22 protein-coding genes and 1 pseudogene are annotated in these 24,595 nt (G+C 64.5%); 17 read left to right on the forward strand and 6 right to left on the reverse strand.

Features of this window, described 5'->3' with window-relative positions; all coding sequences use genetic code 11:
- Positions 1 to 87 precede the first annotated feature (87 nt).
- Together BSY18_RS02500 and BSY18_RS02505 are read right to left on the reverse strand one after the other, a co-directional pair.
- Positions 88 to 1,845: pseudogene (locus BSY18_RS02500) on the reverse strand (DEAD/DEAH box helicase); the annotation flags it as partial.
- A gap of 162 nt (positions 1,846 to 2,007) precedes the next feature.
- Complete coding sequence (locus BSY18_RS02505; RefSeq protein WP_069049542.1) at positions 2,008 to 2,790, reverse strand: TylF/MycF/NovP-related O-methyltransferase; 783 nt, start codon at positions 2,788 to 2,790, stop codon at positions 2,008 to 2,010.
- 278 nt (positions 2,791 to 3,068) lie between these two features.
- Here BSY18_RS02505 and BSY18_RS02510 point away from each other — a divergent pair, with 278 nt between their 5' ends.
- On the forward strand, positions 3,069 to 3,455 hold the full coding sequence (locus BSY18_RS02510; protein WP_069051647.1) for a hypothetical protein: 387 nt from the start codon (positions 3,069 to 3,071) through the stop codon (positions 3,453 to 3,455).
- 19 nt (positions 3,456 to 3,474) lie between these two features.
- Here BSY18_RS02510 and BSY18_RS02515 read toward each other — a convergent pair whose 3' ends face one another.
- Together BSY18_RS02515 and radC are read right to left on the reverse strand one after the other, a co-directional pair.
- Positions 3,475 to 4,662, reverse strand: coding sequence for an NAD(P)/FAD-dependent oxidoreductase (locus tag BSY18_RS02515; protein ID WP_069049543.1), 1,188 nt, complete (start codon positions 4,660 to 4,662; stop codon positions 3,475 to 3,477).
- Positions 4,663 to 4,859: 197 nt separating this feature from the next.
- Positions 4,860 to 5,552 carry a RadC family protein gene (gene radC, locus BSY18_RS02520; RefSeq protein WP_069051648.1) on the reverse strand — a complete coding sequence of 231 codons (693 nt, stop codon included), beginning with the start codon at positions 5,550 to 5,552 and terminating at the stop codon, positions 4,860 to 4,862.
- 164 nt (positions 5,553 to 5,716) lie between these two features.
- Here radC and BSY18_RS02525 point away from each other — a divergent pair, with 164 nt between their 5' ends.
- From BSY18_RS02525 to BSY18_RS20890, 12 genes are all read left to right on the forward strand, one after another.
- Positions 5,717 to 8,926, forward strand: a complete 3,210-nt coding sequence (locus tag BSY18_RS02525) for an intermembrane phospholipid transport protein YdbH family protein (protein ID WP_069049544.1) — start codon at positions 5,717 to 5,719, stop codon at positions 8,924 to 8,926.
- A gap of 14 nt (positions 8,927 to 8,940) precedes the next feature.
- A complete protein-coding gene (locus BSY18_RS02530) occupies positions 8,941 to 9,150 on the forward strand; it encodes a YnbE family lipoprotein (protein ID WP_369814828.1) in 210 nt (69 codons plus the stop codon).
- Positions 9,150 to 9,530: a YdbL family protein gene (locus tag BSY18_RS02535; RefSeq protein ID WP_054134431.1), complete on the forward strand. Its 381-nt coding sequence runs from the start codon at positions 9,150 to 9,152 to the stop codon at positions 9,528 to 9,530. Before BSY18_RS02530 ends, BSY18_RS02535 begins: the two co-directional genes overlap by 1 nt.
- A 206-nt stretch (positions 9,531 to 9,736) precedes the next feature.
- A complete protein-coding gene (locus BSY18_RS02540) occupies positions 9,737 to 10,096 on the forward strand; it encodes an AtpZ/AtpI family protein (protein WP_069049545.1) in 360 nt (119 codons plus the stop codon).
- 17 nt (positions 10,097 to 10,113) lie between these two features.
- Positions 10,114 to 10,899 (forward strand): F0F1 ATP synthase subunit A, encoded by a 786-nt coding sequence (locus tag BSY18_RS02545; protein ID WP_054134429.1) that lies wholly within the window; start codon positions 10,114 to 10,116, stop codon positions 10,897 to 10,899.
- Positions 10,900 to 10,956: 57 nt separating this feature from the next.
- Positions 10,957 to 11,184 (forward strand): F0F1 ATP synthase subunit C, encoded by a 228-nt coding sequence (locus BSY18_RS02550; protein WP_023839593.1) that lies wholly within the window; start codon positions 10,957 to 10,959, stop codon positions 11,182 to 11,184.
- A gap of 78 nt (positions 11,185 to 11,262) precedes the next feature.
- Positions 11,263 to 11,757: a F0F1 ATP synthase subunit B family protein gene (locus tag BSY18_RS02555; RefSeq protein ID WP_054134428.1), complete on the forward strand. Its 495-nt coding sequence runs from the start codon at positions 11,263 to 11,265 to the stop codon at positions 11,755 to 11,757.
- The gene (locus BSY18_RS02560) at positions 11,750 to 12,301 is read left to right on the forward strand and encodes a F0F1 ATP synthase subunit B family protein (protein ID WP_054134427.1); all 552 of its coding nucleotides are present in this window, start codon (positions 11,750 to 11,752) and stop codon (positions 12,299 to 12,301) included. Before BSY18_RS02555 ends, BSY18_RS02560 begins: the two co-directional genes overlap by 8 nt.
- A gap of 95 nt (positions 12,302 to 12,396) precedes the next feature.
- Positions 12,397 to 14,340, forward strand: coding sequence for an excinuclease ABC subunit UvrC (gene uvrC, locus BSY18_RS02565; protein ID WP_069049547.1), 1,944 nt, complete (start codon positions 12,397 to 12,399; stop codon positions 14,338 to 14,340).
- Positions 14,341 to 14,346: 6 nt separating this feature from the next.
- On the forward strand, positions 14,347 to 15,081 hold the full coding sequence (gene recO, locus BSY18_RS02570; RefSeq protein ID WP_069049548.1) for a DNA repair protein RecO: 735 nt from the start codon (positions 14,347 to 14,349) through the stop codon (positions 15,079 to 15,081).
- 49 nt (positions 15,082 to 15,130) lie between these two features.
- Positions 15,131 to 16,192, forward strand: a complete 1,062-nt coding sequence (gene leuB, locus BSY18_RS02575; RefSeq protein ID WP_069049549.1) for a 3-isopropylmalate dehydrogenase — start codon at positions 15,131 to 15,133, stop codon at positions 16,190 to 16,192.
- A 6-nt stretch (positions 16,193 to 16,198) separates the two neighbouring features.
- Positions 16,199 to 16,465, forward strand: a complete 267-nt coding sequence (locus BSY18_RS20890) for a hypothetical protein (protein WP_150126189.1) — start codon at positions 16,199 to 16,201, stop codon at positions 16,463 to 16,465.
- A gap of 137 nt (positions 16,466 to 16,602) precedes the next feature.
- On the opposite strand, the gene purD is transcribed toward BSY18_RS20890, so the two are convergent.
- Positions 16,603 to 17,871: a phosphoribosylamine--glycine ligase gene (gene purD / locus BSY18_RS02585; protein ID WP_069049551.1), complete on the reverse strand. Its 1,269-nt coding sequence runs from the start codon at positions 17,869 to 17,871 to the stop codon at positions 16,603 to 16,605.
- Between purD and xseA the strand changes: the two genes are divergently transcribed.
- The 3 genes from xseA to BSY18_RS02600 all read left to right on the forward strand — a co-directional run bounded on the left by xseA (position 17,870) and on the right by BSY18_RS02600 (position 20,588).
- Positions 17,870 to 19,345, forward strand: coding sequence for an exodeoxyribonuclease VII large subunit (gene xseA, locus BSY18_RS02590; RefSeq protein ID WP_069049552.1), 1,476 nt, complete (start codon positions 17,870 to 17,872; stop codon positions 19,343 to 19,345). The two genes, purD and xseA, sit on opposite strands and share 2 nt — an antisense overlap.
- 114 nt (positions 19,346 to 19,459) lie before the next feature.
- A complete protein-coding gene (locus tag BSY18_RS02595; protein WP_069049553.1) occupies positions 19,460 to 19,663 on the forward strand; it encodes a DUF2093 domain-containing protein in 204 nt (67 codons plus the stop codon).
- Positions 19,664 to 19,667: 4 nt separating this feature from the next.
- Positions 19,668 to 20,588, forward strand: coding sequence for a M23 family metallopeptidase (locus BSY18_RS02600; protein ID WP_054134420.1), 921 nt, complete (start codon positions 19,668 to 19,670; stop codon positions 20,586 to 20,588).
- 67 nt (positions 20,589 to 20,655) lie between these two features.
- Here the strand turns inward: BSY18_RS02600 and BSY18_RS02605 are convergent, their stop codons facing one another.
- Positions 20,656 to 21,153: a hypothetical protein gene (locus BSY18_RS02605; protein ID WP_069049554.1), complete on the reverse strand. Its 498-nt coding sequence runs from the start codon at positions 21,151 to 21,153 to the stop codon at positions 20,656 to 20,658.
- 405 nt (positions 21,154 to 21,558) lie between these two features.
- On the opposite strand from BSY18_RS02605, the gene BSY18_RS02610 reads away from it, so the two are divergent.
- A complete protein-coding gene (locus BSY18_RS02610) occupies positions 21,559 to 24,450 on the forward strand; it encodes a TonB-dependent receptor domain-containing protein (RefSeq protein ID WP_236823432.1) in 2,892 nt (963 codons plus the stop codon).
- The last annotated feature ends 145 nt before the right edge of the window (positions 24,451 to 24,595 follow it).

The following is a 24,595-nucleotide window of genomic DNA, read 5'->3' on the forward strand; positions in this document are numbered from 1 at the left end:
GTTGTCACCGAACGGCTTCTTGTCGCCAAACGCGCGCGGCTCGCCATAGGGCTTGCGGTCGCCTGCAGGCTTGCGATCGCCAAACGGCTTCTTGTCGCCGAACGGCTTTTTCTCGCCGAATGCCTTGGCTTCGTAGCGCGGCTTGAGCGGGCCGGAATTGCCCTTGCCCTTGTAGCCCGATCCCGATCCGCTGCGGCCTTCGGGGCGGCGCGGCGGGCCCGACCGGCTGTGGCCCTGCGGCGGACCATCGGCACGCGCGATCACCAGGCTGCCCTCGTCGCTATCCTCGCCGCCCGCAGTACGCTCCACGGCTTCGGCAAAGCGATCGGCAACGGCACGGGGAACCTCGAAATGGCTCTGCTCGTCACCAAGGCGGATCGCACCGATCTCGCTGCGGGTGATATGGCCGCGGCGGCACAGCAAAGGCAGCAGCCAGCGCGGATCGGCGTTCTGGCGGCGTCCGATGTTCATCGTGAACCATACCGTGTCCTCGAACCCGGCGCGCGGGCCGGTTTCGCGCGGGGGCGGCGATGAATCGGCGTCGAGCAGTTCCTCGGGCAAAGGCATCTGCGCGCGGTGTGCCTGCACCAGCATGATCGCGATGTCATCTGCGGTGCGTTCGCCCAGCAGCTTTTCGGCCAGCATGCGGTCGGCCTCGTCAGCCTCGACCGGCGCGCGCAATTTGTCGAGCAGGCGGTCATGGTCGGCGCGGCGGATGTCCTCGGCCGACGGCGCGTTGATCCACTGCGCGTTGATATTGGCTCCGCGCAGCATCGATTCGAGGCGGCGGCGGCGCGGATAGGGCACGATCATCAGCGCGGTGCCCTTCTTGCCCGCGCGTCCGGTGCGGCCCGAGCGGTGCTTGAGCGTGTCCATGTCGCGTGGCAGCTCGACATGGATCACCAGCGACAGGCTGGGCAGATCGATCCCGCGGGCGGCAACGTCGGTGGCGACGCAGACGCGCGCGCGGCGATCACGCAGCGCCTGCAGCGCGGAGTTGCGCTCGTTCTGGCTGTGCTCGCCGGACAATGCGACTGCGGAAAAGCCGCGCTCGATCAGGCTGGCATGGAGGTGGCGGACATTGTCGCGTGTCGCGCAGAACAGCATTGCGGTTTCCGCCTCGTGCAGGCGCAGCAGGTTGACGACGGCGTTCTCGATATCGGCAGGGGCCACGGTGACCGCGAGATATTCGATATCGCCATGGCCGCGGTCCGCGCCCACGGTCGAAATGCGATGCGCATCGCGCTGGTAGCGCTTGGCGAGCGCGACGATCGGCTGCGGCATGGTTGCCGAAAACAGCATGGTGCGGCGGCCATCGGGGGTCGCGTCGAGGATTTCCTCGAGATCTTCGCGAAAGCCCATGTCGAGCATTTCGTCGGCTTCATCGAGCACCGCGACCTTGAGGCCGGAGAGGTCGAGCGCGCCGCGTTCGAGGTGATCGCGCAGGCGACCAGGGGTACCGACGACGATCTGTGCGCCCTGCGACAGTGCGCGGCGTTCCTTGGATGCGTCCATGCCGCCGACACAGGTCGCGATGCGCGCACCTGCAGGGCCATAGAGCCAGATGAACTCGCGGCTGACCTGCAGTGCCAGTTCGCGTGTCGGGGCAACGATCAGCGTCTGCGGGGTGTGGCTGGGGGCCACGCGGCCATCCTCGCCGATCAGGTCGCTTGCCATGGCAAGGCCAAAGGCGACGGTCTTGCCCGATCCGGTCTGCGCCGAAACGATCAGGTCGCGGCCATGCGCGTCCGGGGCGATCACGGCCTGCTGGACCGGTGTCAGGGTATCATAGCCGTGCGCGTCGAGCGCGTCCGACAGGATGGCGGGAACAGTTTCAAATGGCATGGCTTATCAATTCGTCTTGAAGATGCGAAGGCTCCGCATCTTCAGGCGAAACCGCGCGCGACGCACAAAGGGGCGTCGCTGCAAGCGATTGCGCGTAGCCGAAAGTGTGCAGTTGCACAATGATAATCGGGCCGCCGCACCACAACCGCGCGGCCAGGACGGTTAGCCGAGCCCCGGCAAAGGGTTGCGGCCATTCCTGGTCCAATAGGCATTGGCATCGTGTTCGTAGATCGGGTCGGTGATTCCGAAATAGTCGCGATAGTCGGTCACCGCCATTCTGCAGCCGGGCAGATGCCAGTCGTCGATGATCACGATCCCGCCATCGGAGAGCCGGGGATAGAGATGTTCGAGCGATGTCTCGACAGAATCATAGGAATCGGAATCGAGCCGGATTAGCGAGAAGCGCTCAGTGGCGAGCATATGCAGCGTATCGGCGAAAAAGCCGGGGACGAACCTGACCCGCTCGTCGAGCATCCCGAAACGCTCGATATTGCGCTTCACCTCGTCGAGCCCTGCGACCCAGCGATCGGACCATTGGTCTACGGGGTCGTTCTGCGCGCGGGTGTTGAGTGGAATGCCGGCGAACGAGTCGGCTGCAAACACCTTGCGGTCGGCGATGTCATAGGCGCCGAGCAGCGCGCGTAACAGTATGATGACTCCGCCGCGCCAGACGCCCGCCTCGATATAGTCGCCGGGGACGCGGGCAGCCTCGATCGCGACCACCGCCTGTTCGATCAGGTCGAGCTGCCCCTTGCGCAGCAGGGTGGTCGGCTGCACCGACCGGTCGATCTTCCACTCGCTCTGATCCATGTCGTAATGCGAGACACAGCGGAACTGCTCGAACGAGGCCTCTTGCCCCAGATAGTGATAATTGGTGATCGATCGCTTGAGCAGATCGACATAGGCGTCGCGATCGAATTGCACGGGCGGCGCTGCCGTTTGCATTGTCTCAGGCCTTGTGTGGGTAAGAATGGAATTCGCAGCAGCATCAACGCGTTAGCCTGCTGCATGTTCCATGCGCGGTGCAGCACGAATGCGGGTTTTTGGCTCGGTTCGTCGTTTTTTGTGGCGGTGCGGTCGCTGATCGGCATTAGATTGCCGCCGGGCCCCGCCGCATCTCCAGAATGCGGGCAAGGCACGAGTCGCATCGCCGGATGTCTGCGCCGACGCGCAGCAGCGGCGACGGCGGTTACCCATGGGAATATTGGAAAGGATGGCCTGCAATGAAATCACTGTCTCTCGCTGCCAAAGCCATGATGATGGCAGCGGCGTGCATCGTTCCGGCAAGCGCAATGGCGCAGGAAGTCGGCGACTGGGTGCTCTCGCCCTGGCGCGGCAGCAGCGTGTTCTATCCCGGCGTGGTCGAATCGCGCAGCGGATCGGTGATCACGGTGCGCTTTGACGATGGCGATGTCGAGACGCGCCAGGCCGATACGGTGGTGCCGTTCGACTGGCAGGCGGGCAGCCGCATCTCCTGCGCGTGGAGCGATGGCAAATGGTACAAGGCGACGATCCGGTCGATCGCTGCCGATGGCTACACCATGCAGATCCGCTATGACGACGACGGCACGGTCGAGAACACCAACACCGGGCGCTGCCGCACTCGCTGATCGGTCCGATGGCCTGGCGTCAGATGGCGAGCCCTGCGGCGTGGCCGCTGGCCCAGGCCCATTGGAAATTGTACCCGCCCAGCCAGCCGGTGACATCCACCGCCTCGCCTATCGCATAAAGGCCAGGCACCTTGCGCGCCTCCATGGTCTGCGATGACAGGCTATCGGTGCTGATGCCGCCCGCGGTCACCTCGGCCTTGGCATAGCCTTCGGTGCCGTTGGGGTGAAAGTCCCACGCTCCCAAAAGTCGTTCGGCCTCGGCCAGCAATTTGTCGCTCTGATCGGCCAGGCGCTTGTCGCCCGCCAGCCGTTCGGCGAGCGTCGCAGCGAGGCGGTCGGGCAGGAGGCCACCCAGGGCGCTGCGCAAGGTGGCCCGGGGCTGGCTGCGCTTGGCCGTGGTCAGCCAGCCTGCGGGCGTATCGGGCAGAAAGTTGACCGCGACCGGCTCGCCATGGCGCCAATAGCTCGAAATCTGCAGGATCGCGGGGCCGGACAGCCCCTTGTGCGTGAACAGGGCCGCCTCGCGAAACGCGGTCTTGCCTGCGCGCACGATGACTTCGGTGGCGACCCCCGAGAGCGATCGGAACAGTGTCTCTTCGCCGCCCAGCGTCAGCGGCACGAGCGCAGGGCGCGGCTCGACAACCTTGAGACCGAACTGCCGCGCGAGATCATAAGCAAATCCGGTCGCGCCCATCTTGGGAATCGATGGCCCGCCGGTGGCGATCACCAACGCCCGCGCGGACGCTGTTTTCGAGCCGTAAGTGACGCGGTAAGTTCCTTCGGCGTGCGCCACGTCGCCGATCGGCTGGCCCAGCGCGATCTGCACGCCGCCCTTGGCGCATTCGTCGAGCAGCATCGCGACGATCTGCCTGGCCGAGCCATCGCAGAACAGCTGCCCCAGCGTCTTTTCGTGCCAGGCGATGCCATAAGCATCGACCAGTGCGATGAAATCCTGCGCGCTGTAGCGGCCCAAAGCGGACTTGGCGAAGTGCGGGTTCGCGCTGATATAGCGATCGGGCTGGGTGTTCACATTGGTGAAATTGCACCGCCCACCGCCCGAGATCAGGATCTTCTTGCCGGGTGCATCGGCGTGATCGATCAGCAGAACCTTGCGCCCGCGCTGCCCGGCGACCGCTGCGCAGAACAATCCCGCGGCGCCTGCGCCGAGGATGATCGCGTCATAAGGAGTGGGGGCGGGGGAGGGCATGGCGCGGGTCTATGGCGTGAGGGAGCAGTTTAGTCGAGGATTTCCCGGTTCAAGTCCTCCCCGAGCTTGTCTCGGGGAGGGGGACCGCGACGCGTAGCGGCGTGGTGGAGGGGCATGGCGCAACCGTTTGAACATCTGCCCCTCCGTCAGCGCTGCGCGCTGCCACCTCCCCGAGACAAGCTCGGGGAGGATTGTCGTCACATCAATCCCATCGACCGCATGCTCGAATGCCCATCCAGCCCGATGATGATGTGGTCATGCACATCGATCCCCAGCCGTTTGCCCGCCTCGATGATCTCGCGGGTGATCTGGATGTCCTGCTTGCTGGGCTGCGGGTTGCCGCTGGGGTGATTGTGGACGAGGATCAGCGATGTCGCCCCCAGATCGAGCGCGCGCTTGATCACCTGGCGGGTGTAGATCGCCGCCTGATCGACCGACCCTTCGGACATGTTGTCATCGCTGATCAGCATGTTCTTGGCGTTGAGGAACAGCACCCGCACCCGCTCGCGGGTCAGGTGCGCCATGTCGAGCCTGAGATAGTCGAGCAAGGCCTGCCAGCTCGACAGGATCGGCTGGCGGCGCACGGGTTCGCTGACCAATCGCGACGCGGCGATCTGCACGATCTTGAGCGCCGCCGCGCTGGTCTCGCCCATGCCGGGGATCGCGCGCAGCGAATCGCCATCGGCGGTCAGCACGCCTGCCAGCCCGCCGAAATGGTCGATCAGCTGCTTTGCGAGCTGCTTGGTGTCGCGGCGCGGGATCGCCAAGGCGAGCAGATACTCAATGATTTCATGATCATGCAGCCCGGTTCCGTCACCGTTCAGCAAACGCTGCCTAAGCCGCGAGCGATGCCCTGCGCCGTGATGGCCACCCGCCGCCGCATCGGGCATCTCGGCATCAGCCAGCAAAGGCAGCACGGGCGAAGAGGAGGGCATGGTTTGAGGTTAATCTTTAGCATGCTGCCGGGCAAACGCTTTGTCCCCGACGCCTCTGCCGCCGCGGCTTTTCGTGGTCGGCGTTGCAACCACGCGCGTTGCAGCGCATTCAGGTCAGGATGAGCGACGCCGACACCGAAGCCGAAGCGATCCCGCCCGCGCGCAAGGTGCGGGCGTGGCAGCGCACGGCATGGCCGTTGAAGATCGCGCTGTACGGCATCGCGTTGCTCGGGCTGGTCGGCCTGATCGCCTGGACCCAGCGCGAGGACATCGCGCGCAATCTTATCGGTGCCGAACTGGAACGGCAGGGCGTGCCGGCGACCTACGAGATCGAATCGATCGGCGTCGGGCGGCAGGTTGTGCGCAATCTGGTGCTCGGCGATCCAAGGCGCCCCGATGCGACGATCGAGCGGCTGACGGTCGATATCGGCGGCGGACTGTTCGGCCTGACGGTCGACAGCGCCGTGGTCGAGGGCCTGCGCGCCTTCGGGCGATGGGAGAACGAGCGCCTCAGCTTCGGCAGCCTCGACCGCTTCCTCTATACCGACAGCACCGAGCCTTTCAGTCTGCCGCGGCTGGACCTGACGCTGCGTGATGCCCGCGTCAAGATCGACAGCCCGTATGGCGCGCTGGGCATCAAGGCGGATGGCAGCGGCAATCTGCGCGGCGGGTTCAAGGGCACTCTGGCGGCGGTGGGCAAGCAGCTTGCCTATCGCGGGTGCACGCTCGACCAGCCCAGCCTTTACGGCACGGTCAGCATCTCCGGGCAGCGGCCCGCATTCCAAGGCCCGCTGCGGTTCGATGCGCTGGCGTGTCAGGCGGGCGGGCTGATGATCGCGCGATCGGCGGTTGCCGTGCGCGCAAGTGCCAATGTCGCTCTCGACCGGGTCAGCGGGTCGCTGGGACCGCAAGCGGGCGCGATCCGGGCCGCCGGATTTGCTGCCTCTAACCTGCGCGGCAAGATCGATTTCGCCGCCACCGCGCAGCAGGTCGATGCCGATGTTGACCTTGCGCTGGCCAAACCTGCCGCTTCGGGGATCGGCTTTGCCGACATGGCCGCGAAGGGCATTGCCGTTCTGCGGCTGGGCGGAGCCTCACCGGGCTGGTCGTTCGAGGGACGGGCCGAGGGCAGCGCGCTGACGGTCGATCGCGCAAGGCTCGCCGGACTCGACGACGCCGTAGCCGCGAGCGCCAATCTGCCGGTCGGGCCATTGGTTGCGCGGATGGCGCAGGCAGCGCGGCGGGCGCTCCCCGGATCCGATCTGGCGCTCGACCTGCAGGCGCGCGGCGGCGGCGAATCGCTCGCGCTGACAATCCCGCGCCTGTCGCTGACCAGCGCGCGCGGCGACCGGCTGGTCGGCGGCAACAGCCTCACCCTGCAGCAGGACGGTGATGGGCTACAGGTCGCTGGCAACATCTCCACCGGCGGCGAGGGGCTGCCGCGCGCGCAGCTGCGCATCACCCCGCGCGGGCAGGGGGCGTACGCGCTCAGGGTCAGCATGGAGCGATATTCTGCCGGAGGTGCCTCGCTGGCGCTGCCCGAGCTTTCTGCGCTGTGGAACGGCCGCGGGCTGGCGACCTTCGGCGGACGGACATTGCTGTCCGGCCCGATTCCCGGCGGATCGGTGCGCGCGCTGGCGCTGCCGTTGCAGGGTCGATGGAGCGAGGCAAGCGGGCTGGCGCTTTACGATGGCTGCCAGACGCTGCGCTTCGACCGCCTGCAACTCGCCAATCTGACCGCGGACCGCCAGGCCATCACAATGTGCCCGCTGCGCGGCCAGCCGATGGTGCGGCAGGGACGTCACGGCCTGCAGCTGGCCGCACGGCTGGGCGGGGCAACGCGGCTGCAGGCGCGGTTGGGATCGTCTCCGATGCAGCTTGCGGTCGGAGCAATGGCGGTCGACTTTCCAGGCTCGGCGAGGCTGTCCGATGTCGATCTGCTGATCGGCAACCTCGAATCGGGCACGCACATCAAGGCGGCCGATCTCAGCGTCGATCTGGGCGGGGCGCTGGGCGGACGCTATGCCGATGCCGAGGCGACGATCGGCGCGGTGCCGTTGCTGCTCACGCGCGGCAGCGGCAGCTGGAGCTTTGTCGATTCGGTGCTCGGCGTGTCGGGCGACGAATGGCTGCTGCGCGACCGGCAGGTGCCTGCGCGCTTCCAGCCCTTGGTCAGCACCGACATGCAGCTGACGCTCGCCGATGGCCGGATTGCGGTCACCGGAACGCTCGACGAGCCGCAGACCGCGCGCGACGTATTGCGCGTGGCCATCGCGCATGATCTGGCCTCGGTCACCGGCCATGCCGACCTGTTTGTCGACCGGCTGACGTTCGATGACGATCTGCAGCCCGAGATGGTCAGCAACATCGTGCTCGGCATCATCGCCAACACCCGCGGGACGCTTGCAGGGACGGGGCGCATCGACTGGTCCGCCAATGGCGTTACCTCCAGCACCGGACGCTTCCGCACCGATTCGCTCGATTTCGCCGCCGCCTTCGGCCCCGTGCGCGGGCTGTCGGGGGATATCGTGTTCAGCGATCTGCTTGGGATGCAGACCGGGCCGGGGCAGGTGGTGCGGCTCGCTGAGGTCAATCCGGGCTTTGCGGTCTCGAACGGGACGATTCGCTACCGGCTGCTGCCCGATTTCCGGATGCAGGTGGAAGGCGGCGAATGGCCGTTTGCAGGGGGACGCCTCCTGCTTGATCCCGGCGTGATCGATCTGGTGAGCGAGCAGCCGCGGACTTTGGTGTTCCGAGTCGACCGGGTCGATGCCGCGCAGTTCCTCGCCGGGTTCGATTTCGAGAACATCAACGCCACCGGGCATTTTGCCGGCGTCATCCCGATCGTGTTCGACAAGGATGGCGGCCATGTCCGCGGTGGCAGGCTGGAGGTGATAGAGGATGGAGGTACGCTCGCCTATGTCGGTGAGCTCACGTATGAAGACCTCGGCACGATGGCAAACTTCGCCTTCAACGCCCTGCGATCGCTGCGTTACAAGTATCTGATCGTGGAGATGGACGGAGATCTGGCGGGCGAGGTGGTCACCCGCATCCGCTTTGATGGCCTCAGCCAGGGCGAGGGGGCGTCGCGCAATTTCCTGACGCGGCAGGTTGAAAGGCTTCCGCTGCAGTTCAACGTGACGATCAGTGCGCCGTTCCTGCAGCTGATCACGTCGGCGCGATCGCTGTATGATACGCAATATGTCACCGACCCGGCGCTGCTGGGGTTGCTGCCCGGCCAGGTCAACAATCCGGGCGCCGTGCTGCCCGGCGCGACACCACCAGATAAACCGGGCATTCAGCCCCCAGAAAGCGAGGATCGTCCATGAAGGGGACACACAGGATGGCGATGATGAGAAATCGGGCGGTTGGAATGGTGGCATTGGCGGCCACACTTGCAATCACGGCGACGGCGCTCGGGGGCTGTGTGACGGTATCGGCGCCTGACAAGCCGATCGTCATCAACCTCAACATCAACATCAAACAAGAGGTCGTCTACCGGCTCGATGGCAAGGCCAAGGCGGTAATCGACGAGAATGCGGAGATTTTCTGATGAACAGGGCAATATTGAAAACCGGCCTGGTGGCTTTTGTGGCGCTGGGGTTGGCCATGCCCGCTATGGCGCAGCGTGACCCGGCCTATGAGGCGGCGCGCGAGAACGGGTCGATCGGCGAAAAGCCCGATGGCTATCTGGGCATAGTCAGCGGCGGCGACGGCCAGCTGCAGCGCATGGTCAGCGACATCAACCTCAAGCGCAAGCAGGTCTATACCGACCGCGCGTCGGCCGAAGGATCGACTGTCGAGCAGTTCGCCTTTACCGCCGGCTGCAACACGATTTCGCGCACCAAGCCGGGCGAGAAATACCAGGCGCCCGATGGCAGCTGGAAGACTCGCGATTCCAGCCCGCCGGTGCGCGACGCGCGCTGTCCGTGAGGCAGATTGCCGCCCGGCAAATGTTTCGGCCCGGAATTCCCCGTGAATTCCGGGCTTTTTCATGCGCGATGGCGCAGCGCAGCATGGCCATTGACTTGGGAACCAGCCCTTTCTAAACGGGCCGCGCCTTGGCGGGTCAGCTCGCCGCTTTTTGCGTGACTTTTCGGTTGTTGTAGCCTTTGGCCCAATAACAAGGAGTATGGCGAATGGCGGAGAACGAACCCGGGCAAGACCCTTCTGGCGGCGACGCGCGGATCGATCACATCGGTGATCGGCTGCGCGATATAACGCAGCGGGAGCAGGCCGATGTGAGCGGCAAAGGGGGCGCAGTCGATGCGAATTATCGGCTGGGCAACCGCGTGCTCGCCGATCTGCTTGGGGGTATTGCAGGTGGTTTGCTGTTCGGCTGGCTGTTTGATCGCTGGCTGGGCACATCGCCCTGGCTCCTGATCACGTTCCTCGCTCTGGGGATTTTCGTGGCCTTCAGGAACATCATCCGGGTTTCCAACGCATATTCGGCGGGGCTGAAAAATCAGCAGTCCCCGAAGGATAAGCCTGAAGATTGATACGAAGAGGTAAGGTTGTGGCAGCCGAGTCAGGCAAAATCGACCCAATGCACCAGTTCGAAATCGCGCCCATTTTCTCGGGTGGTTTCGACATTGCTGGGCAGACCATCGCCTTCACCAACAGCGCCTTGTGGATGCTGTTGACGCTGGTGGCGCTGTGGGTGTTCATGCAGGGTGGCATGAAGCGAGAGCTGGTGCCGGGTCGCTGGCAGCTGATGGTCGAAAGCTTCACCGGCTTCATCGACGACATGCTGGTCGCCAATATTGGCGCCGAGGGCCGCAAATACGCGCCTTATGTCTTCTCGCTGTTCATGTTCATCCTGTTCGCCAACATCCTGGGCCTGCTGCCCATCGGTGTGATCGGCGGCCATCCGTTCACCGTGACCAGCCATCTGACGATCACCGGCATACTTGCCATCGTCAGCTTCTCGATCGTGCTGATCGTCGGCTTCACGCGCCACGGGTTCCACTTCTTCTCGCTGTTCGTGCCGCACGGCACGCCGCTGCCGATGATACCGTTCATCTTCCTGGTCGAGCTGCTGTCCTTCCTGGTCCGCCCGTTCAGCCTAGGTCTGCGACTGTTCGTCGCGATGACCGCAGGACACATCCTGCTCAAGGTGCTGGCCGGTTTCGTGATCAACTCGACCAATGCCGGGCTCGGCTATGGCCTGATGGTCGGGCTGCCCAGCCTGACGCTGATGGTCGGCATCAGCGCGCTCGAGATCCTTGTCGCCGTCGTGCAGGCCTATGTGTTCGCGCTGCTCACCTCGCTGTACATCAACGACGCAGTGAACCTTCACTAAGCTATTCTTTTCGCTCTCAATCTTTCCATCCAATCGAGTTTCTTAAGGAGTATTACAATGGACGCAGAAGCTGCAAAACTGGTCGGTGCTGGCCTGGCTGCAATCGGTGCCGGCATGGCCGCCATCGGCGTGGGTAACGTGTTCGGTTCGTTCCTGGAAAGCGCACTGCGCAACCCGGCAGCTGCCGATGGCCAGCAGGGCCGCCTCTTCATCGGCTTCGCCGCTGCCGAACTTCTCGGCCTGCTGGCGTTCGTCGTGGCGATGATCCTGATCTTCGTCGCCTGATTATTCGCGTTTCCGGGGCCGGCCTGCCGCCGGTCCCGGTTCGCACCTTCAAGATTCTGATCCACGGATAGCTTTGATATGCCCCAGATTGACCAGATCATGTCCACCTACGGGTCCCAGTTCTTCTGGCTGGTGATCACGTTCGGACTGATTTATTTCGTTATCGGGCGTTCGATGCTGCCGAAGATCCAGGGCACCGTCGATCTGCGCAAGGGCAAGATCGCCGGCGACATCGCGGCTGCCAAGGCCGCGCATGCCCGCGCTGACGAAATCGAGGAAGATTATCGTCAAGCCCATGCTCGTGCCCGCGACGCGGCTATGGCGGTCACCGCCGAAGCCAAGGCCAAGGGCATCCGCGAAGCCGAAGCCAAGGTTCGCGAGGCCGATGTCGGCATCGCCGCCCATCTGGCCGACGCCGAAGCCGCGATTGCTGCCCAGCAGGCATCTGCCCTGTCGGAGATCGAAGCTGTGGCGGTCGAAGCCGCACAGGATATCGTCGCCCGGCTGACCCCGGCAAAGATCACCAAGCCGCAGGTCAACCGCGCGGTCAAGGGAGCTCTGGCAGATGCTTGATCTCATCATCCTCGCGTCCGAAGCGGGCGAACATGCTGATCCCTCGATCGGCGGCGTCCACCTGCTCAACGCCACCTTCTTCGTCTCGGCGGCAATGCTGATCCTGATCGGCATCATCCTCTACAAGAAGGTGCCGGCGACGATCGGCGCTTCGCTCGATCGCAAGATCGCCAGCATCAAGGCCGAGCTCGACGAAGCCCAGGCGCTGCGTGCGGATGCCGAAAAGCTGCGCGCCGAATATGAGGCCAAGCTGGCTGCGGCAACGCAGGAAGCCGCCGACATGAACGCGCGCGCCGAGGCGGAAGCCGAAGCCATCCGCGCCAAGGCGCGCACCGATGCGGAAAACCTGATCGTCCGCCGTCAGAAGATGGCGACAGACAAGATCGCCGCCGCCGAACGCGCTGCCATCGCCGAGATCCGCAACAAGGTCGCCACCGCTGCAGCAGGTGCCGCCGCGACGCTGATCGCCGAAAACCACAACGCCGATGCGGACAAGTCGCTGGTCGACAGCACCGTCGCCCAGCTCGGCATGCGGCTGAATTGATTCTGTTGCCCCTCTCCCCTTCGAGGGAGAGGGAATTGCTGCAAGTCCGCTAGCCCATTGACCTGCCGCCGTCCTGACGCCACATCACGCGCACCATGGCAGGCCGTCCCGCTCATCCCAATGACACCAATCCGCGCGCGCCCGACCGCTTCCTCGAGGAGGCGGCGACCTATAGCGTGCGCGGGGCCGATACGCCCGATCTTGACACCGGAATCGCCGCGATCCGCAGCCAGCTGAAATCGCTGCCGACGCGGCCTGGCGTGTACCGGATGATCGATGCGAGGGGCGACGTACTCTATGTCGGCAAGGCACGCGCACTCAAGAATCGGGTGACCAACTACACTCAGGTCGACAAATTGCCGCGCCGCCTGCAGCGGATGGTATCGCTGACCCGTTCGATGATGATCGTTACGACCAACAGCGAGGCCGAGGCGCTGCTGCTCGAGGCGCAGCTGATCAAGCGCTATCGCCCGGCGTACAATGTGCTGCTGCGCGACGACAAGAGCTTCCCCTATATCCTGCTGCGCGAGGATCACGACTTCCCGCGGATGTCGAAGTACCGCGGCGCGCAGAAGTACAAGGGCCAGTATTTCGGCCCCTTCGCCAGCGCCGGATCGGTGACGAGCACATTGAACTCGCTGCAGAAACTGTTCCTGCTGCGCTCGTGCTCGGACAGCTTTTTCGCCAACCGCTCGCGGCCGTGCCTGCTGTACCAGATCAAGCGCTGCTCGGCGCCGTGCGTAGACCGGATCAGCAAGGAGGAATATGCGGCCTTGGTGGGCGATGCGCGTGCGTTCCTCACCGGCAAGTCGACCGACGTCCAGGCCAAATTGGGCGCGCGGATGGAAGCGGCGGCGCAGGCGCTCGATTTCGAGAGCGCCGCAGCATATCGCGACCGATTGAAGGCGCTGACCTTCATTCAGGGCAGCCAAGCGGTGAACGCGAACGGCATCGCCGACGCCGATGTGTTCGCGATGGCGAGCCAGGGCGGTACCGTCTGCATCCAGGCGTTCTTCATCCGTGCCGGGCAGAACTGGGGCCATCGCAGCTTCTTTCCCGCGCATGTGCAGGAGCTTGATGAGGCCGAGATCCTCACCAGCTTCCTGATGCAGTTCTATCAGGACATGCCGCCGCCGCGGTTGATCCTCACCGACCGCACGCCGTTCGAATGCGATCTGGTGGTCGAGGCGCTGTCGGCCAACATGGCGCACAAGCTCGAGCTGCTGGTCCCGCAGCGCGGCGAGCGCAAAAGGCTGATCGAACAGGCGCAGCGCAACGCGCTCGAGGAACTCCAGCGCCGCGTCGCCGAGAGCGCGAGCCAGGCCAAGTACCTCGCCGAGATGGCCGACCTGTTCGGGCTCGATGGTCCGCCCGACCGGATCGAGGTGTACGACAACAGCCATATCCAGGGCACCAATGCGCTGGGCGCGATGGTCGTCGCGGGGCCCGAAGGCTTCCGCAAGGCGGCGTATCGCAAGTTCAACATCAAGCGCGCCGACACCGTGCCGGGCGATGACTATGCGATGATGCGCGAGGTGTTCGAGCGGCGGTTTGCGCGCGCGCAGAGCGAAGACCCCGATCGCAGCGGCGGCGACTGGCCCGATCTGGTTCTGGTCGATGGCGGCAAGGGCCAGCTCAAGGCTGCGATGGAAGCGCTGGCGGTGCTGGGGATCGAGGATGTCGCGTTGGTCGGCGTCGCCAAGGGCCCGGATCGCAATGCCGGGCGCGAGACCTTCTTCATGCCCGATGGCAAGGAGTTCACGCTGCCGACCAACAGTCCGGTGCTGTTCTACCTCCAGCGGCTGCGCGACGAGGCGCACCGCTTCGCGATCGGCGCGCACCGCGGCAAGCGCAAGAAGGCGATGACCAGCAGCCCGCTCGACGAGGTCCCCGGCATCGGCCCGGCGCGCAAACGCGCATTGCTGATGCACTTCGGCACGGCAAAAGCTGTGCGCAGCGCTTCCTTGCAGGACCTGCAGATGGCCCCCGGCGTGTCGAAGGCGATGGCGCAGCTGGTCTATGACTATTTTCGGGGTTAGCTGAGCTTGCCCGTCATCCGCACCCCCGCGATCGTCTGCACGGTGCGCAAGCATGGCGAGCATGGCGCGGTGGCGCGGCTGTTTACGCCCGAGCATGGCTTGCAGGCGGGCTATGTGCAGGGCGGGCGATCGACTGCGATGCGACCGGTGCTGATGCCCGCGAACCTCGTGACGGCGGAGCTGCGCAGCCGCTCGCCGGATCAGCTCGCCAGCCTGACGGTTGAACTCGCCACCAGCCGCGCGCCTTATTACGCGGAACCCTTGGCGGCGGCTGCGTTCGAATGGGTGACGTTGCTCACCGCTACGGTCGCGCCCGATGATCAGCCTTTTCCTCGATTGTACGCCGCGCTGGCGGCGCTGCTCGAACTGGTTTGCGTGGCTCCCTCGGCGAGGTGGTGGGCGCGGGCGATGGTGCAGTATGAGGCGCTGCTGCTCGCCGAACTCGGCTTCGGGATGGATCTGGAGCGCTGCGCGGTGACTGGCGAACGCGAGGATCTGGCCTATGTCAGCCCGCGCACCGGGCGCGCGGTGTCGCTGCACGCCGCCGGAGTCTATGCCGAAAAGCTGCTGCTTTTGCCTCCCTTTATGACCAGCGATGCCGAGCCCGATTGGGGTCAATTGCTGCAGGGGTTTGCGCTCACCGGGCATTTCATCGAGCGCCAGTTCTTTGCCGAACGCCGCGCCGATCCGCTGGCGGCGCGCGGCATGATGATCGATCGGCTCAAAAGGATGGTTGCCTGACTGTGCAGGCGGCGGCTATGCGCGCGGCGACAACTGACAGGGGCAGCACATGAAAATTGCAATTCTACCCGGCGACGGCATCGGACCCGAAATCATGGCCGAGGCCGTCCGCGTGCTGCGCGCGCTCGATCTGCCGGGAATGGAATTGCACGATGGACTGGTCGGCGCAGCCGCGTGGCGTGTCCACGGTCATCCGCTGCCCCCCGAGACGCTGGCGCTAATGCACGCATGCGATGCCCTGCTGTTCGGCGCGGTGGGCGATCCTGCTTGCGATGGCCTCGAACGCCATCTGCGCCCCGAACAGGCGGTGCTGGGGATGCGCAAGGAGCTGAGCCTGTTCGCCAACCTGCGCCCGGCCAAGGTGTTTCCGGGGCTGGAGGCGCACAGCTCGCTTCGCCCCGAGGTCGCCGGCGCGATCGATCTGATGATCGTGCGCGAGCTCAACGGCGATGTCTATTTCGGCGAGAAGGGCATGCGCACCACCGCCGATGGCCAGCGCGAAGGCTATGACATCATGTCGTACAGCGAGAGCGAGGTGCGCCGCATCGCGCATGTCGCGTTCCGGACTGCGCAAGGTCGCTCAGGGCGGCTGTGTTCGGTGGACAAGGCCAATGTGCTGGAAACCTCGCAGCTATGGCGCGACGTGATGATTGAGGTCGCGGCGGAATATCCCGATGTCACGCTCGAGCATATGTATGTCGACAACGCCGCGATGCAGCTCGTTCGCGCGCCAGGCAAGTTCGACACTATCGTTACCGGCAACCTGTTCGGCGATATCCTGTCCGACCAGGCGAGCATGTGCGTCGGCTCGATCGGCCTTCTTGCCTCTGCGTCGCTGGGCGCAGAGCAGACGGCGTTCGGGACCAAGGGTGCGTACGAGCCGATCCACGGCAGCGCGCCCGACATCGCGGGTAAGGGGTTGGCGAATCCGGTCGCGATGATCCTCTCCGCCGCGATGATGCTGCGCCACAGCTTCGGGCTTGAGGCTGAAGCCGTGCGGATCGAGGCGGCGGTGGCGAGCGCGCTCAATGCTGGCGCGCTGGGTGCGGATCTCGGCGGGACGATGGGGACGGTGGCGATTGGCGACGCGGTGCTGGCGGCGTTGGGTTGATTTTCAATGGTCTTGGCAATCGGGGCAGGTCAGATCATAAAAAGAATGCTTGCTCTGAAAGCCAAGCTTTCCCTCGTCCAGAATCTTGCCCAAGATATTGATTGCGATTACTTTTTTGCAGATTTCACACTGGAACGTCAGCATAATCGCAAAAAACAACAAAAACAAAAGCAAGGTCAGCATCAAAAATTCAAAAAAGTGCTTTTGTCCAAAATTAGTGAACATCGCAATCAGGTTGCATATCAGCATACCGACGAAAGCAAAAGCTGCTGACCTCCTGCCCATGAATTGATATAGTTTCACTATGCAGCCCGTCTAAAATCAATGCTATCTCTGCTCGCACTTGCATAGAAGGAATGCAAGTATGAGAGATCAGAAAGATTGATTTCGGTGAAATGTCGCGTTTGCGATTAACCCCGCTCGCGGGCCACTTCGCGCCAGCCGATGTCGCGGCGGCAGAAGCCGGTGGGGAAGGTGACGGCGTCGACCGCAGCATAGGCGGCGGCCTGTGCTTCGGTGACGTTGCTGCCAGTGCCGACGACGTTGAGCACGCGGCCACCATTGGCGACAAGCGCACCGTCCTTGAGCGCTGTGCCTGCGTGGAAGACCTTCGCACCGCCGACATCGCCCAGCGTGATCGCGCCGCCCTTTTCGGGCGTGCCGGGATAGCCCTTGGCGGCCATCACCACGGTCAGCGCATAGTTATCCGACAGCCGGGGAGGGAGGCAGCTGGCCAGCTCGCCCTTCGCGGTCGCCAGCAGCAGCCCGGCCAGATCGCTCTGCAGCCGGGTCATCAGCACCTGACATTCGGGATCGCCAAAACGGCAGTTATACTCGATCAGCTTGGGGCCTTCGCTGGTCAGCATCAGTCCGGCGAACAGCACGCCCGAATAGGGCATCCCCTCGGCGGCGAGTGTTGCCACGGTCGGCGCGATGATGCGTTCCATCACCTCGGCCTCCAGCGCCGCTGTCAGCACCGGGGCAGGGCTGTAGGCGCCCATGCCGCCGGTGTTCGGCCCGGTATCGCCTTCGCCCACGCGCTTGTGGTCCTGCGCCGATCCGAAGGCGACAATCGCGCTGCCATCGGTGATCGCAAAGAAGCTCGCTTCTTCACCCACCATGAATTCCTCGATCACCACTTCGGCCCCGGCATCGCCAAAGGCACCGGCGAACATATGGCCGATGGCGTCGTCGGCCTCTTCAGCGGTTTCGGCGATAATCACGCCTTTGCCCGCCGCCAGCCCATCGGCCTTGATCACGACAGGCAGGTCGAAATCGGCCAGCGCCGCGCGGGCCTCTGCGGCATGGCTGGCGCGGACATAGCGCGCGGTGGGGATGCCCGCGCGGTCGCACAGGGCTTTGGTGAAGCCCTTGGAGCCTTCGAGCTGCGCGGCCTTCGCGGAGGGCCCGAACACGGGCACGTCGGCAGCGCGCAGGCTGTCGGCAAGGCCGTCGACGAGAGGCGCTTCAGGCCCGATTACGACCAGCCCGATGCGATGTTCCGCACAGAACGCGACAACCGCCGGATGATCGGACACCGCGAGGCCAACGCATTGTGCATGCTCGGCTATCCCCGGATTTCCGGGCGCGGCGAAGATGCTTTCCACCTGCGGGGATTGCGCCAGTTTCCAGCACAGGGCATGCTCGCGGCCACCGCTCCCCACCAACAGGATATTCATGCCCGACCCCTTTTCAGATGATGCCAACTCGCGTTCCGGCGGGCTGTTAGCCCAGATGGCGCCGGGCGACAACGCTCCGCCACTGTCGGTGTCGGAAATCTCGAACCTGCTCAAGCGCACGGTGGAGGACCGCTTTGGCCATGTCCGGATTCGCGGTGAAATTTCGGGATTCAAGCGCGCGGCGTCAGGGCATTGCTATCTGGCGCTCAAGGACGACAAGGCGCTGATCGACGGGATCATCTGGAAGGGTACGGCGCAGCGGCTGAATTTCGCGCCAGAAGATGGGCTCGACGTCATCGCCACCGGCAAGCTGACGACCTTTCCCGGACGTTCGAAGTACCAGATCACCATCGAATCGCTCGAACTCGCGGGCGAGGGCGCGCTGATGCAGCTGTTCGAAAAGCTCAAGGCGCGGCTGGCGGGCGAGGGGCTGTTCGATCCCGCACGCAAGCGCGCGCTGCCGTTTCTGCCGCGCGCCATCGGGGTGGTGACGTCGCCGACCGGCTCGGTGATCCGCGACATTCTCCACCGGTTGGCGGACCGCTTCCCCAGCCATGTGCTGGTGTGGCCGGTGCTGGTGCAGGGCGAGGGCGCTGCTGCGCAGGTCGCAGCGGCTGTGCGCGGCTTCAGCGCGATGCCCGAGGACAGGCGGCCTGACCTGCTGATCGTTGCGCGCGGTGGCGGCTCGATCGAAGACCTGTGGGCCTTCAACGAGGAACCCGTCGTCCGCGCGATAGCCGAAAGCCCGATCCCGGTGATCTCAGCCGTTGGGCACGAGACGGACACCACGCTCGCCGATTTCGCCGCCGACCGCCGCGCGCCAACCCCGACGGCTGCAGCCGAAATGGCGGTGCCGGTGCGCGCCGATCTGCTGGCGGGTCTGGGCGAGCTCGGCCTTCGCGCCACGCGGGCGATCAACCGTACCCAGGGGCTGGCGCGCGAGCGGCTCGAGGCGCGCGCGCAGCGGCTGCCGAAACTGCAGGACCTGCTCAGCCCGCAACAGCAGCGCGCCGACGATCTGGGCGAGCGGCTGCGCGCGGCCTTGGGCCTGCGGCTCGCCGATGCGCGCGGTACGCTCGCGCGCGCTTCGGGCGCATTGCGGCCAGCGGTGCTCGATGCGCGTGCTGGCCTGGCGCGCGAGCGGCTTTCGCGGCTGAAGCTCGATCCGGCGATGCTCGAGCGGATCGCCACGCGGGCTGGCGAGCGACTGGCCGGGCTCGAGCGGGTTCTGGCGCAGCTTGACCCCGACGCGCCGCTGCAGCGCGGCTATGCCCGGGTGACGGCTGCCGATGGCCGCACGCTGCTCGATCGCGCATCAGCCCAGCGCGAGCCCAGCCTGGCGCTGCATTTTCGTGACGGGGTGCTCGATGTCGTGCCCGCCGATGGACCGGTGTCGCCACCGCCGCGCACACCGCCGGCTGCGGCTCGTCCGAAACCGCAGGCCACCGAACCGCGCCAGTCCAGCCTGTTCTGACCGGGCGCAATTTGCACCTCGGCGCGCATTGTTATAGGCTGCAGGTCAAGGGCAGGGCACCCGCCGACAGAGCGGTAAACCTGCGATACAGATTTGATGGAGCATGATCTTTAGATGTTGATGTCCAACCGCGATCGGGCTGCGCGCCTGCATTATATGCCCAACGGCTTTCGTCTGCTCAGCCCTGGCGATCATGTGCTGTGCGCCGAAACCGGGCAGAAGATCGATCTGGAAGAGCTGCGCTACTGGAACGTCGAGCGGCAGGAGCCTTATGCCAGCTGCGAGATTTCGGTGCGCGCCGCGCTGGGGCAGGGCTGAACCTGTGGCGCGGGGCGGAATCGCGCTGAGCCTGATCGCCGCGGCGCTTGCCGGTCCCGCGATCGGCCAAGCCGCGCCCGCCTCGCAGGACACGCCTTCTGCGGCCACGCAGGCCAGCGGACCCGACTTTCTCACCCGTCCCTTTGGTGCGGTGCGTCCGCTGACCAGCGGCATCCGGCTGAGCGGCGCACCCGTGCAGGGCGCGCTGCTGCGTGGCACTGCGCCCCGCGGTGTGGTCGGGCTGGATCTGGACGGGGTGAAGGTGCCGCTGGCCGAGGACGGCCAGTTCCTGCTGGGGTTCAACCGCGATGCGCCGCCGCTGGGCGTGCTGACCGTCAGCTTTGACGATGGCGAGGTGGTGAGCGAGCCGCTCTCGATCGAGCCGCGATCCTGGCGGCGCGAGTTCATCGCGGTCGCCGCACGCGGCGGGGTGCCGAGCGAAGCGTTCATGGCGCGGCGCAAGCCCGAGCTCGAGCTGATCGCTGCCGCGCGGCTGCGCAGTTCGGACAGCGCCGGCTGGCGCCAGCCGTTCATCTGGCCTGCCACGGGGCGGGTGTCGGGGATTTTCGGGTCGCAGCGCATCTATGCGGGCGAGCCCGGCAGCTTCCACAGCGGTGTCGATGTCGCAGGGCCAGTCGGCGCGCCGGTGATGGCACCGGCGGACGGCGTGGTCATCCTGGCTGCGCAGACACCGTTCTCGCTCGAAGGCAATCTGCTGATGATCGATCATGGCATGGGGCTCAACAGCGCCTTCCTGCACCTGTCGTCGATCGACGTGAAGGATGGCGAGCGCGTGCGCCAGGGCCAGCAGATCGGCCGAATCGGCGCGACCGGGCGCGCAACCGGCCCGCATCTGCACTGGAGCATGAAGTGGAACGAGGCGCGGATCGACCCGCAGATGCTGGTTCCGCCAATGGGCCAGTGATTGGCCGTCAGTGATTGGCCATCAGTGATTGCAAGTAACTGGCGCGCAACTTCGCGCGCCGACGCGATCACTCCACCCGGCGGACCCGGGTAAAGCCGGTGCGGCCTTCGATCTTGGCCCTGTAGCCACCCATCGCTCCACGATCGATCACCAGCATCTGGCCGGGCTTGGGCGAAAAGATGTAGCTCGGCGGATCGGTCTGCTCCCAGCGGCTGCCATTCTCCAGCGTGATCGACAGACGGCCGCTGCCGGGCAGGGGGCGCAGCCCGGTGATCTTGGACGAAAGCGACTTGAGCGGCTCTCCATCGGGTCCGCGCAGCAGGGTGCTTTCCCCCACCGCAAGGCCGAACGCGGATTCGCGCGCCTGCTCCACCACCTTGCGTTCAGCGACGATCACCTCGCCGGTCTTCTGGGCATCGGCAAAGGCGGCGACCTGTCGGTCGAAACAGGCGAGCCGGGCAGAATCATCGGTGATCGTCCGGCATTGTAGCATGCCCTCGAACACCGGTCCGGGATCTGCCCCAGCGGACTTCTTCTGTGCCTGGGCCGGGGTGGCCATGGCCATGACGGTCACAACGGAGAGGGCGGCAAGAGCCGAAAAATGACGTTGCCTGATCGCTGACATAAGCTTTGCTCCGGACTGTGGACCGACACCCTGAAGCCGCTTTTGAGCTTGCGCAAGAGAGGATTTGTTAACGAACAAAGCGGCTGCGACGCTTTCTGTGACCTTTTTGCTACAGCCCCATGGAAACAGTATGTCGGAGGGGCGAGCAGTGTTGCGTTTTCAACGCGTTCTTGCGTAAGCAAGGCTCAAGAAGGGTGAAAATGCCTTTCCAACCATAATTTTTTCAAAAGACGGTCGCTCTCGACGGCGACGCTCCAAGGGGAAAAAAGCATGACGTCTCGTTTCAAACTCGGCCTGCTGACGAGCAGCCTGCTGGTAGCAGCTGGCAGCTTTGCAGCACCTGCGATGGCGCAGGATCAATCGGATGAAAGCGCGGCATCGGATAACCAGGCAATCGTGGTTACCGGTTCGCGTATCGCCCGTACCGACCTCAGCTCCACCAGCCCGACCGCTGTTGTGACCGCCGAAGAATTCCTGCTCTCTGGCGCCACCAACGTTGAACAGGTGCTGAACACCCTGCCGCAGGTTCTGCCTGGCGTGACCAGCTTCTCGAACAACCCCGGCAACGGCGCAGCCACGCTGAACCTTCGTAACCTGGGCGCACAGCGTACCCTGGTGCTGGTCAACGGCCGCCGCTGGATGTTCTATGATACCAACCAGATCGTCGACTTGAACACCATCCCGCAGTTCCTGCTCGAAGGCGTTGACGTTGTGACCGGTGGTCAGTCGGCCGTTTACGGTTCGGACGCGATCGCAGGCGTCGTCAACTTCCGTCTGCGTCAGAACATCGACGGCATCATCCTGGGCGGCAACTACTCGCTGACCGGCAAGGGCGATGGCGCACGTTATGACGTGAACTTCGCAATCGGCACTCCGTTTGCAGACGGCCGCGGCCAGGTCACCATTTATGGTAACTACCTGCGTCGTGAATCGATCTTCCAGGGCGCCCGCGCCTATTCGCGTTTCGCTGCCGGTGACGGCTGCGTCCGCGCTGGAACCACCGATCGCGCAACCGGCGTTGGCGTCAGCCTCGGCGGTGCTCTGGGCACCTGCGTCGCTCGTGGCGGCGAAATCGGTCTCGTTCCCGGCGGTTCGGCTTCGACCCCGATCGCAACCCTGCCCGGTGTTGGCGGCGGCAACGGCCTGATCTTCAACCCGACCGGTGGCGGCACGCGTCCGTTCCTGAACCCCGAAGATCTGTACAACTTCGCACCCGACAACTACCTGCAGCTGCCCCAGGAACGTTACCTGTTCGGCGGTTATGGTAACTTCCAGATCACCGACGGCATCGAAGCCTATGCTGAAGTCAGCTATGTCAACAGCAAGGTGAACCAGGAACTGGCTCCGACCCCGGGCGGCATCGCTGCCAGCCTGCAGATCAACAGCCCGTTCTTCAACGCAGGAACCCAGGCTGCTCTGGCTGCTGCTGCAACGCCTGCCGATCTGGCTCTTGGTCGTTCGACCCAGAACGTCGGCTTCCGCTTCAACCAGTCCGGTCCGCGTAACTCGAGCCAGGGTCGCTCGGCATTCCGCATCATGACGGGTCTGCGTGGCGAAATCGTCAGCAACATCAACTACGACCTGTACTACATGTACTCGCGTACCGAGAACACGCAGTTCCAGCAGGGCAACGTTTCGGTCAGCCGTTATCGCGCCACTCTGGAAACCGAAACCGTTGGTGGCGTGACCCGCTGCCGCGATGCTGCTGCCCGCGCTGCTGGCTGCGTACCGCTCAACGTGTTCGGTCAGGGTCTGGCTGATCCCGCCGCGCTGCGTTACGTCACGATCAACTCGACCAACCTGGAAACCTCGGATCTCCAGAACATCGTCGGTTCGATCAGCGGCACGCTCGGAAGCATCTTCGGCAACTCGGAACCGATCGGTTTCGCAGTCGGTGGTGAATATCGTCGCGTTTCGGCTTCGTACACGCCCGATACCTTCCTTGCTTCGGGCGACGTGATCGGCTTCAACGCCGGCCAGCCGACCGGTGGTAACTATAACGCCAAGGAAGTGTTCGCCGAGCTCCGTATCCCGCTGGTGAATGAATCCTTCATCCACCGTCTGGAACTGACCGGTGCTGCGCGTTACTCGGATTACTCGCTCGATAACGTCGGCGGTGTGTGGACCTATGCTGGTGGCGGTGAATTCGCTCCCATCCAGGACATCACCTTCCGCGGTCAGTATCAGCGTGCGGTGCGTGCACCGAACGTGCAGGATCTGTTCGGCGGCCAGTCGGTCGGCTTCCCGCAGGCAATCGATCCCTGCTCGAGCCGTACCCCGGTTGCGCTGCAGACGGCAGCCATTCGCGCACTCTGCGTCGCCAACGGCGTGCCGGCTGGCAACGTGTTCACCACTGCAGTTCAGCCGAACCAGCAGATCCAGGCACAGTTCGGCGGCAACCCGAACCTGGGCGAAGAAACCTCGGACACCTTCACCATTGGTGCGGTCATTCGTCCGAGCTTCATCCCCCGCCTGAACATCACGGTCGACTACTTCAACATCAAGGTGAAGGACACGATCTCGACCTTCGGTGGTGGTCTGAACAGCGCTCTGCAGCTCTGCTTCACCGTGGCTCAGGATCTGACCAACCCGATCTGCTCGATCTTCGCCGGTCAGCGCAACCCGACCACGGGTGCACTCGGCGAGACCTCGGGTGGACGTAACCCTCCGGTGCTGTCGGCCAACATCGCAAAGCTGGCGACCTCGGGCGTCGATATTCAGGTGGATTACAACATCCCGCTGAACTTCTCGCTCACCGGTTCGGACGAATCGCGCCTGACCTTCTTCTTCCTCGGAACCTATCTCGACGAATATCGCACCACTGCAGTGGCTGCGATCCCCGAGCGGGTCACGATTGGTGAAGGCACGATCGCTCTGCCGAAATGGCGTCACACCGCCCGTCTGGGTTATGTTGACGGTCCGGCTCAGATCTCGCTGCGTTGGCGCTATAACGGCCCCGGCATCGACAGCCGCATCATCAACACCTTCAACGGTCTGGTTCGCACCGAGCAGGATCCTGCTCTGTTCCCGAACCGTCGCGTTGGCGCGTTCAACTACTTTGACCTGACCGGCTCGTTCGCCGTGACGGACAACTTCCAGCTGACCGCCGGTGTGAACAACCTGTTCAACAAGACCCCCGTGGTTCTCGGAACGGCGCAGGAGCAGGGCAACAACGTCCCCGGCTTCTACGATCCGCTCGGCCGTGACTTCTTCGTGAGCGCACGTCTGAACTTCTGATCGGGTTCAAACCTAGAAGAGATGGCGGCGAACTTCGGTTCGCCGCCATTTTTTTGTGCCCGCCGCCCGGGGTTGGTCGGGGATAACCGGGCGCAGCAAAGCCCCCGGGAAAACTCCCGGAAGGCCTTGGTGCCAGCGATGGAAA

Source organism: Blastomonas sp. RAC04 (assembly GCF_001713435.1).
Classification (GTDB): domain Bacteria; phylum Pseudomonadota; class Alphaproteobacteria; order Sphingomonadales; family Sphingomonadaceae; genus Blastomonas; species Blastomonas fulva.

Excerpts from the sequence above, each read along its gene's own strand:
- BSY18_RS02530 (WP_369814828.1), top strand. The coding sequence starts at position 8,941 with ATGGCGATGATGAGAAATCGGGCGGTTGGAATGGTGGCATTGGCGGCC.
- BSY18_RS02605 (WP_069049554.1), bottom strand. The coding sequence starts at position 21,153 with ATGGCCATGGCCACCCCGGCCCAGGCACAGAAGAAGTCCGCTGGGGCA.
- BSY18_RS02525 (WP_069049544.1), top strand. The coding sequence starts at position 5,717 with ATGAGCGACGCCGACACCGAAGCCGAAGCGATCCCGCCCGCGCGCAAG.
- BSY18_RS02505 (WP_069049542.1), bottom strand. The coding sequence starts at position 2,790 with ATGCAAACGGCAGCGCCGCCCGTGCAATTCGATCGCGACGCCTATGTC.
- BSY18_RS02610 (WP_236823432.1), top strand. The coding sequence starts at position 21,559 with ATGGCGCAGGATCAATCGGATGAAAGCGCGGCATCGGATAACCAGGCA.
- BSY18_RS02555 (WP_054134428.1), top strand. The coding sequence starts at position 11,263 with ATGCCCCAGATTGACCAGATCATGTCCACCTACGGGTCCCAGTTCTTC.
- BSY18_RS02515 (WP_069049543.1), bottom strand. The coding sequence starts at position 4,662 with ATGCCCTCCCCCGCCCCCACTCCTTATGACGCGATCATCCTCGGCGCA.
- BSY18_RS02535 (WP_054134431.1), top strand. The coding sequence starts at position 9,150 with ATGAACAGGGCAATATTGAAAACCGGCCTGGTGGCTTTTGTGGCGCTG.
- purD (WP_069049551.1), bottom strand. The coding sequence starts at position 17,871 with ATGAATATCCTGTTGGTGGGGAGCGGTGGCCGCGAGCATGCCCTGTGC.
- BSY18_RS02510 (WP_069051647.1), top strand. The coding sequence starts at position 3,069 with ATGAAATCACTGTCTCTCGCTGCCAAAGCCATGATGATGGCAGCGGCG.
- BSY18_RS20890 (WP_150126189.1), top strand. The coding sequence starts at position 16,199 with ATGGTCTTGGCAATCGGGGCAGGTCAGATCATAAAAAGAATGCTTGCT.
- BSY18_RS02560 (WP_054134427.1), top strand. The coding sequence starts at position 11,750 with ATGCTTGATCTCATCATCCTCGCGTCCGAAGCGGGCGAACATGCTGAT.
- xseA (WP_069049552.1), top strand. The coding sequence starts at position 17,870 with ATGCCCGACCCCTTTTCAGATGATGCCAACTCGCGTTCCGGCGGGCTG.
- uvrC (WP_069049547.1), top strand. The coding sequence starts at position 12,397 with ATGGCAGGCCGTCCCGCTCATCCCAATGACACCAATCCGCGCGCGCCC.
- BSY18_RS02540 (WP_069049545.1), top strand. The coding sequence starts at position 9,737 with ATGGCGGAGAACGAACCCGGGCAAGACCCTTCTGGCGGCGACGCGCGG.
- BSY18_RS02550 (WP_023839593.1), top strand. The coding sequence starts at position 10,957 with ATGGACGCAGAAGCTGCAAAACTGGTCGGTGCTGGCCTGGCTGCAATC.
- leuB (WP_069049549.1), top strand. The coding sequence starts at position 15,131 with ATGAAAATTGCAATTCTACCCGGCGACGGCATCGGACCCGAAATCATG.
- BSY18_RS02595 (WP_069049553.1), top strand. The coding sequence starts at position 19,460 with ATGTTGATGTCCAACCGCGATCGGGCTGCGCGCCTGCATTATATGCCC.
- radC (WP_069051648.1), bottom strand. The coding sequence starts at position 5,552 with ATGCCCGATGCGGCGGCGGGTGGCCATCACGGCGCAGGGCATCGCTCG.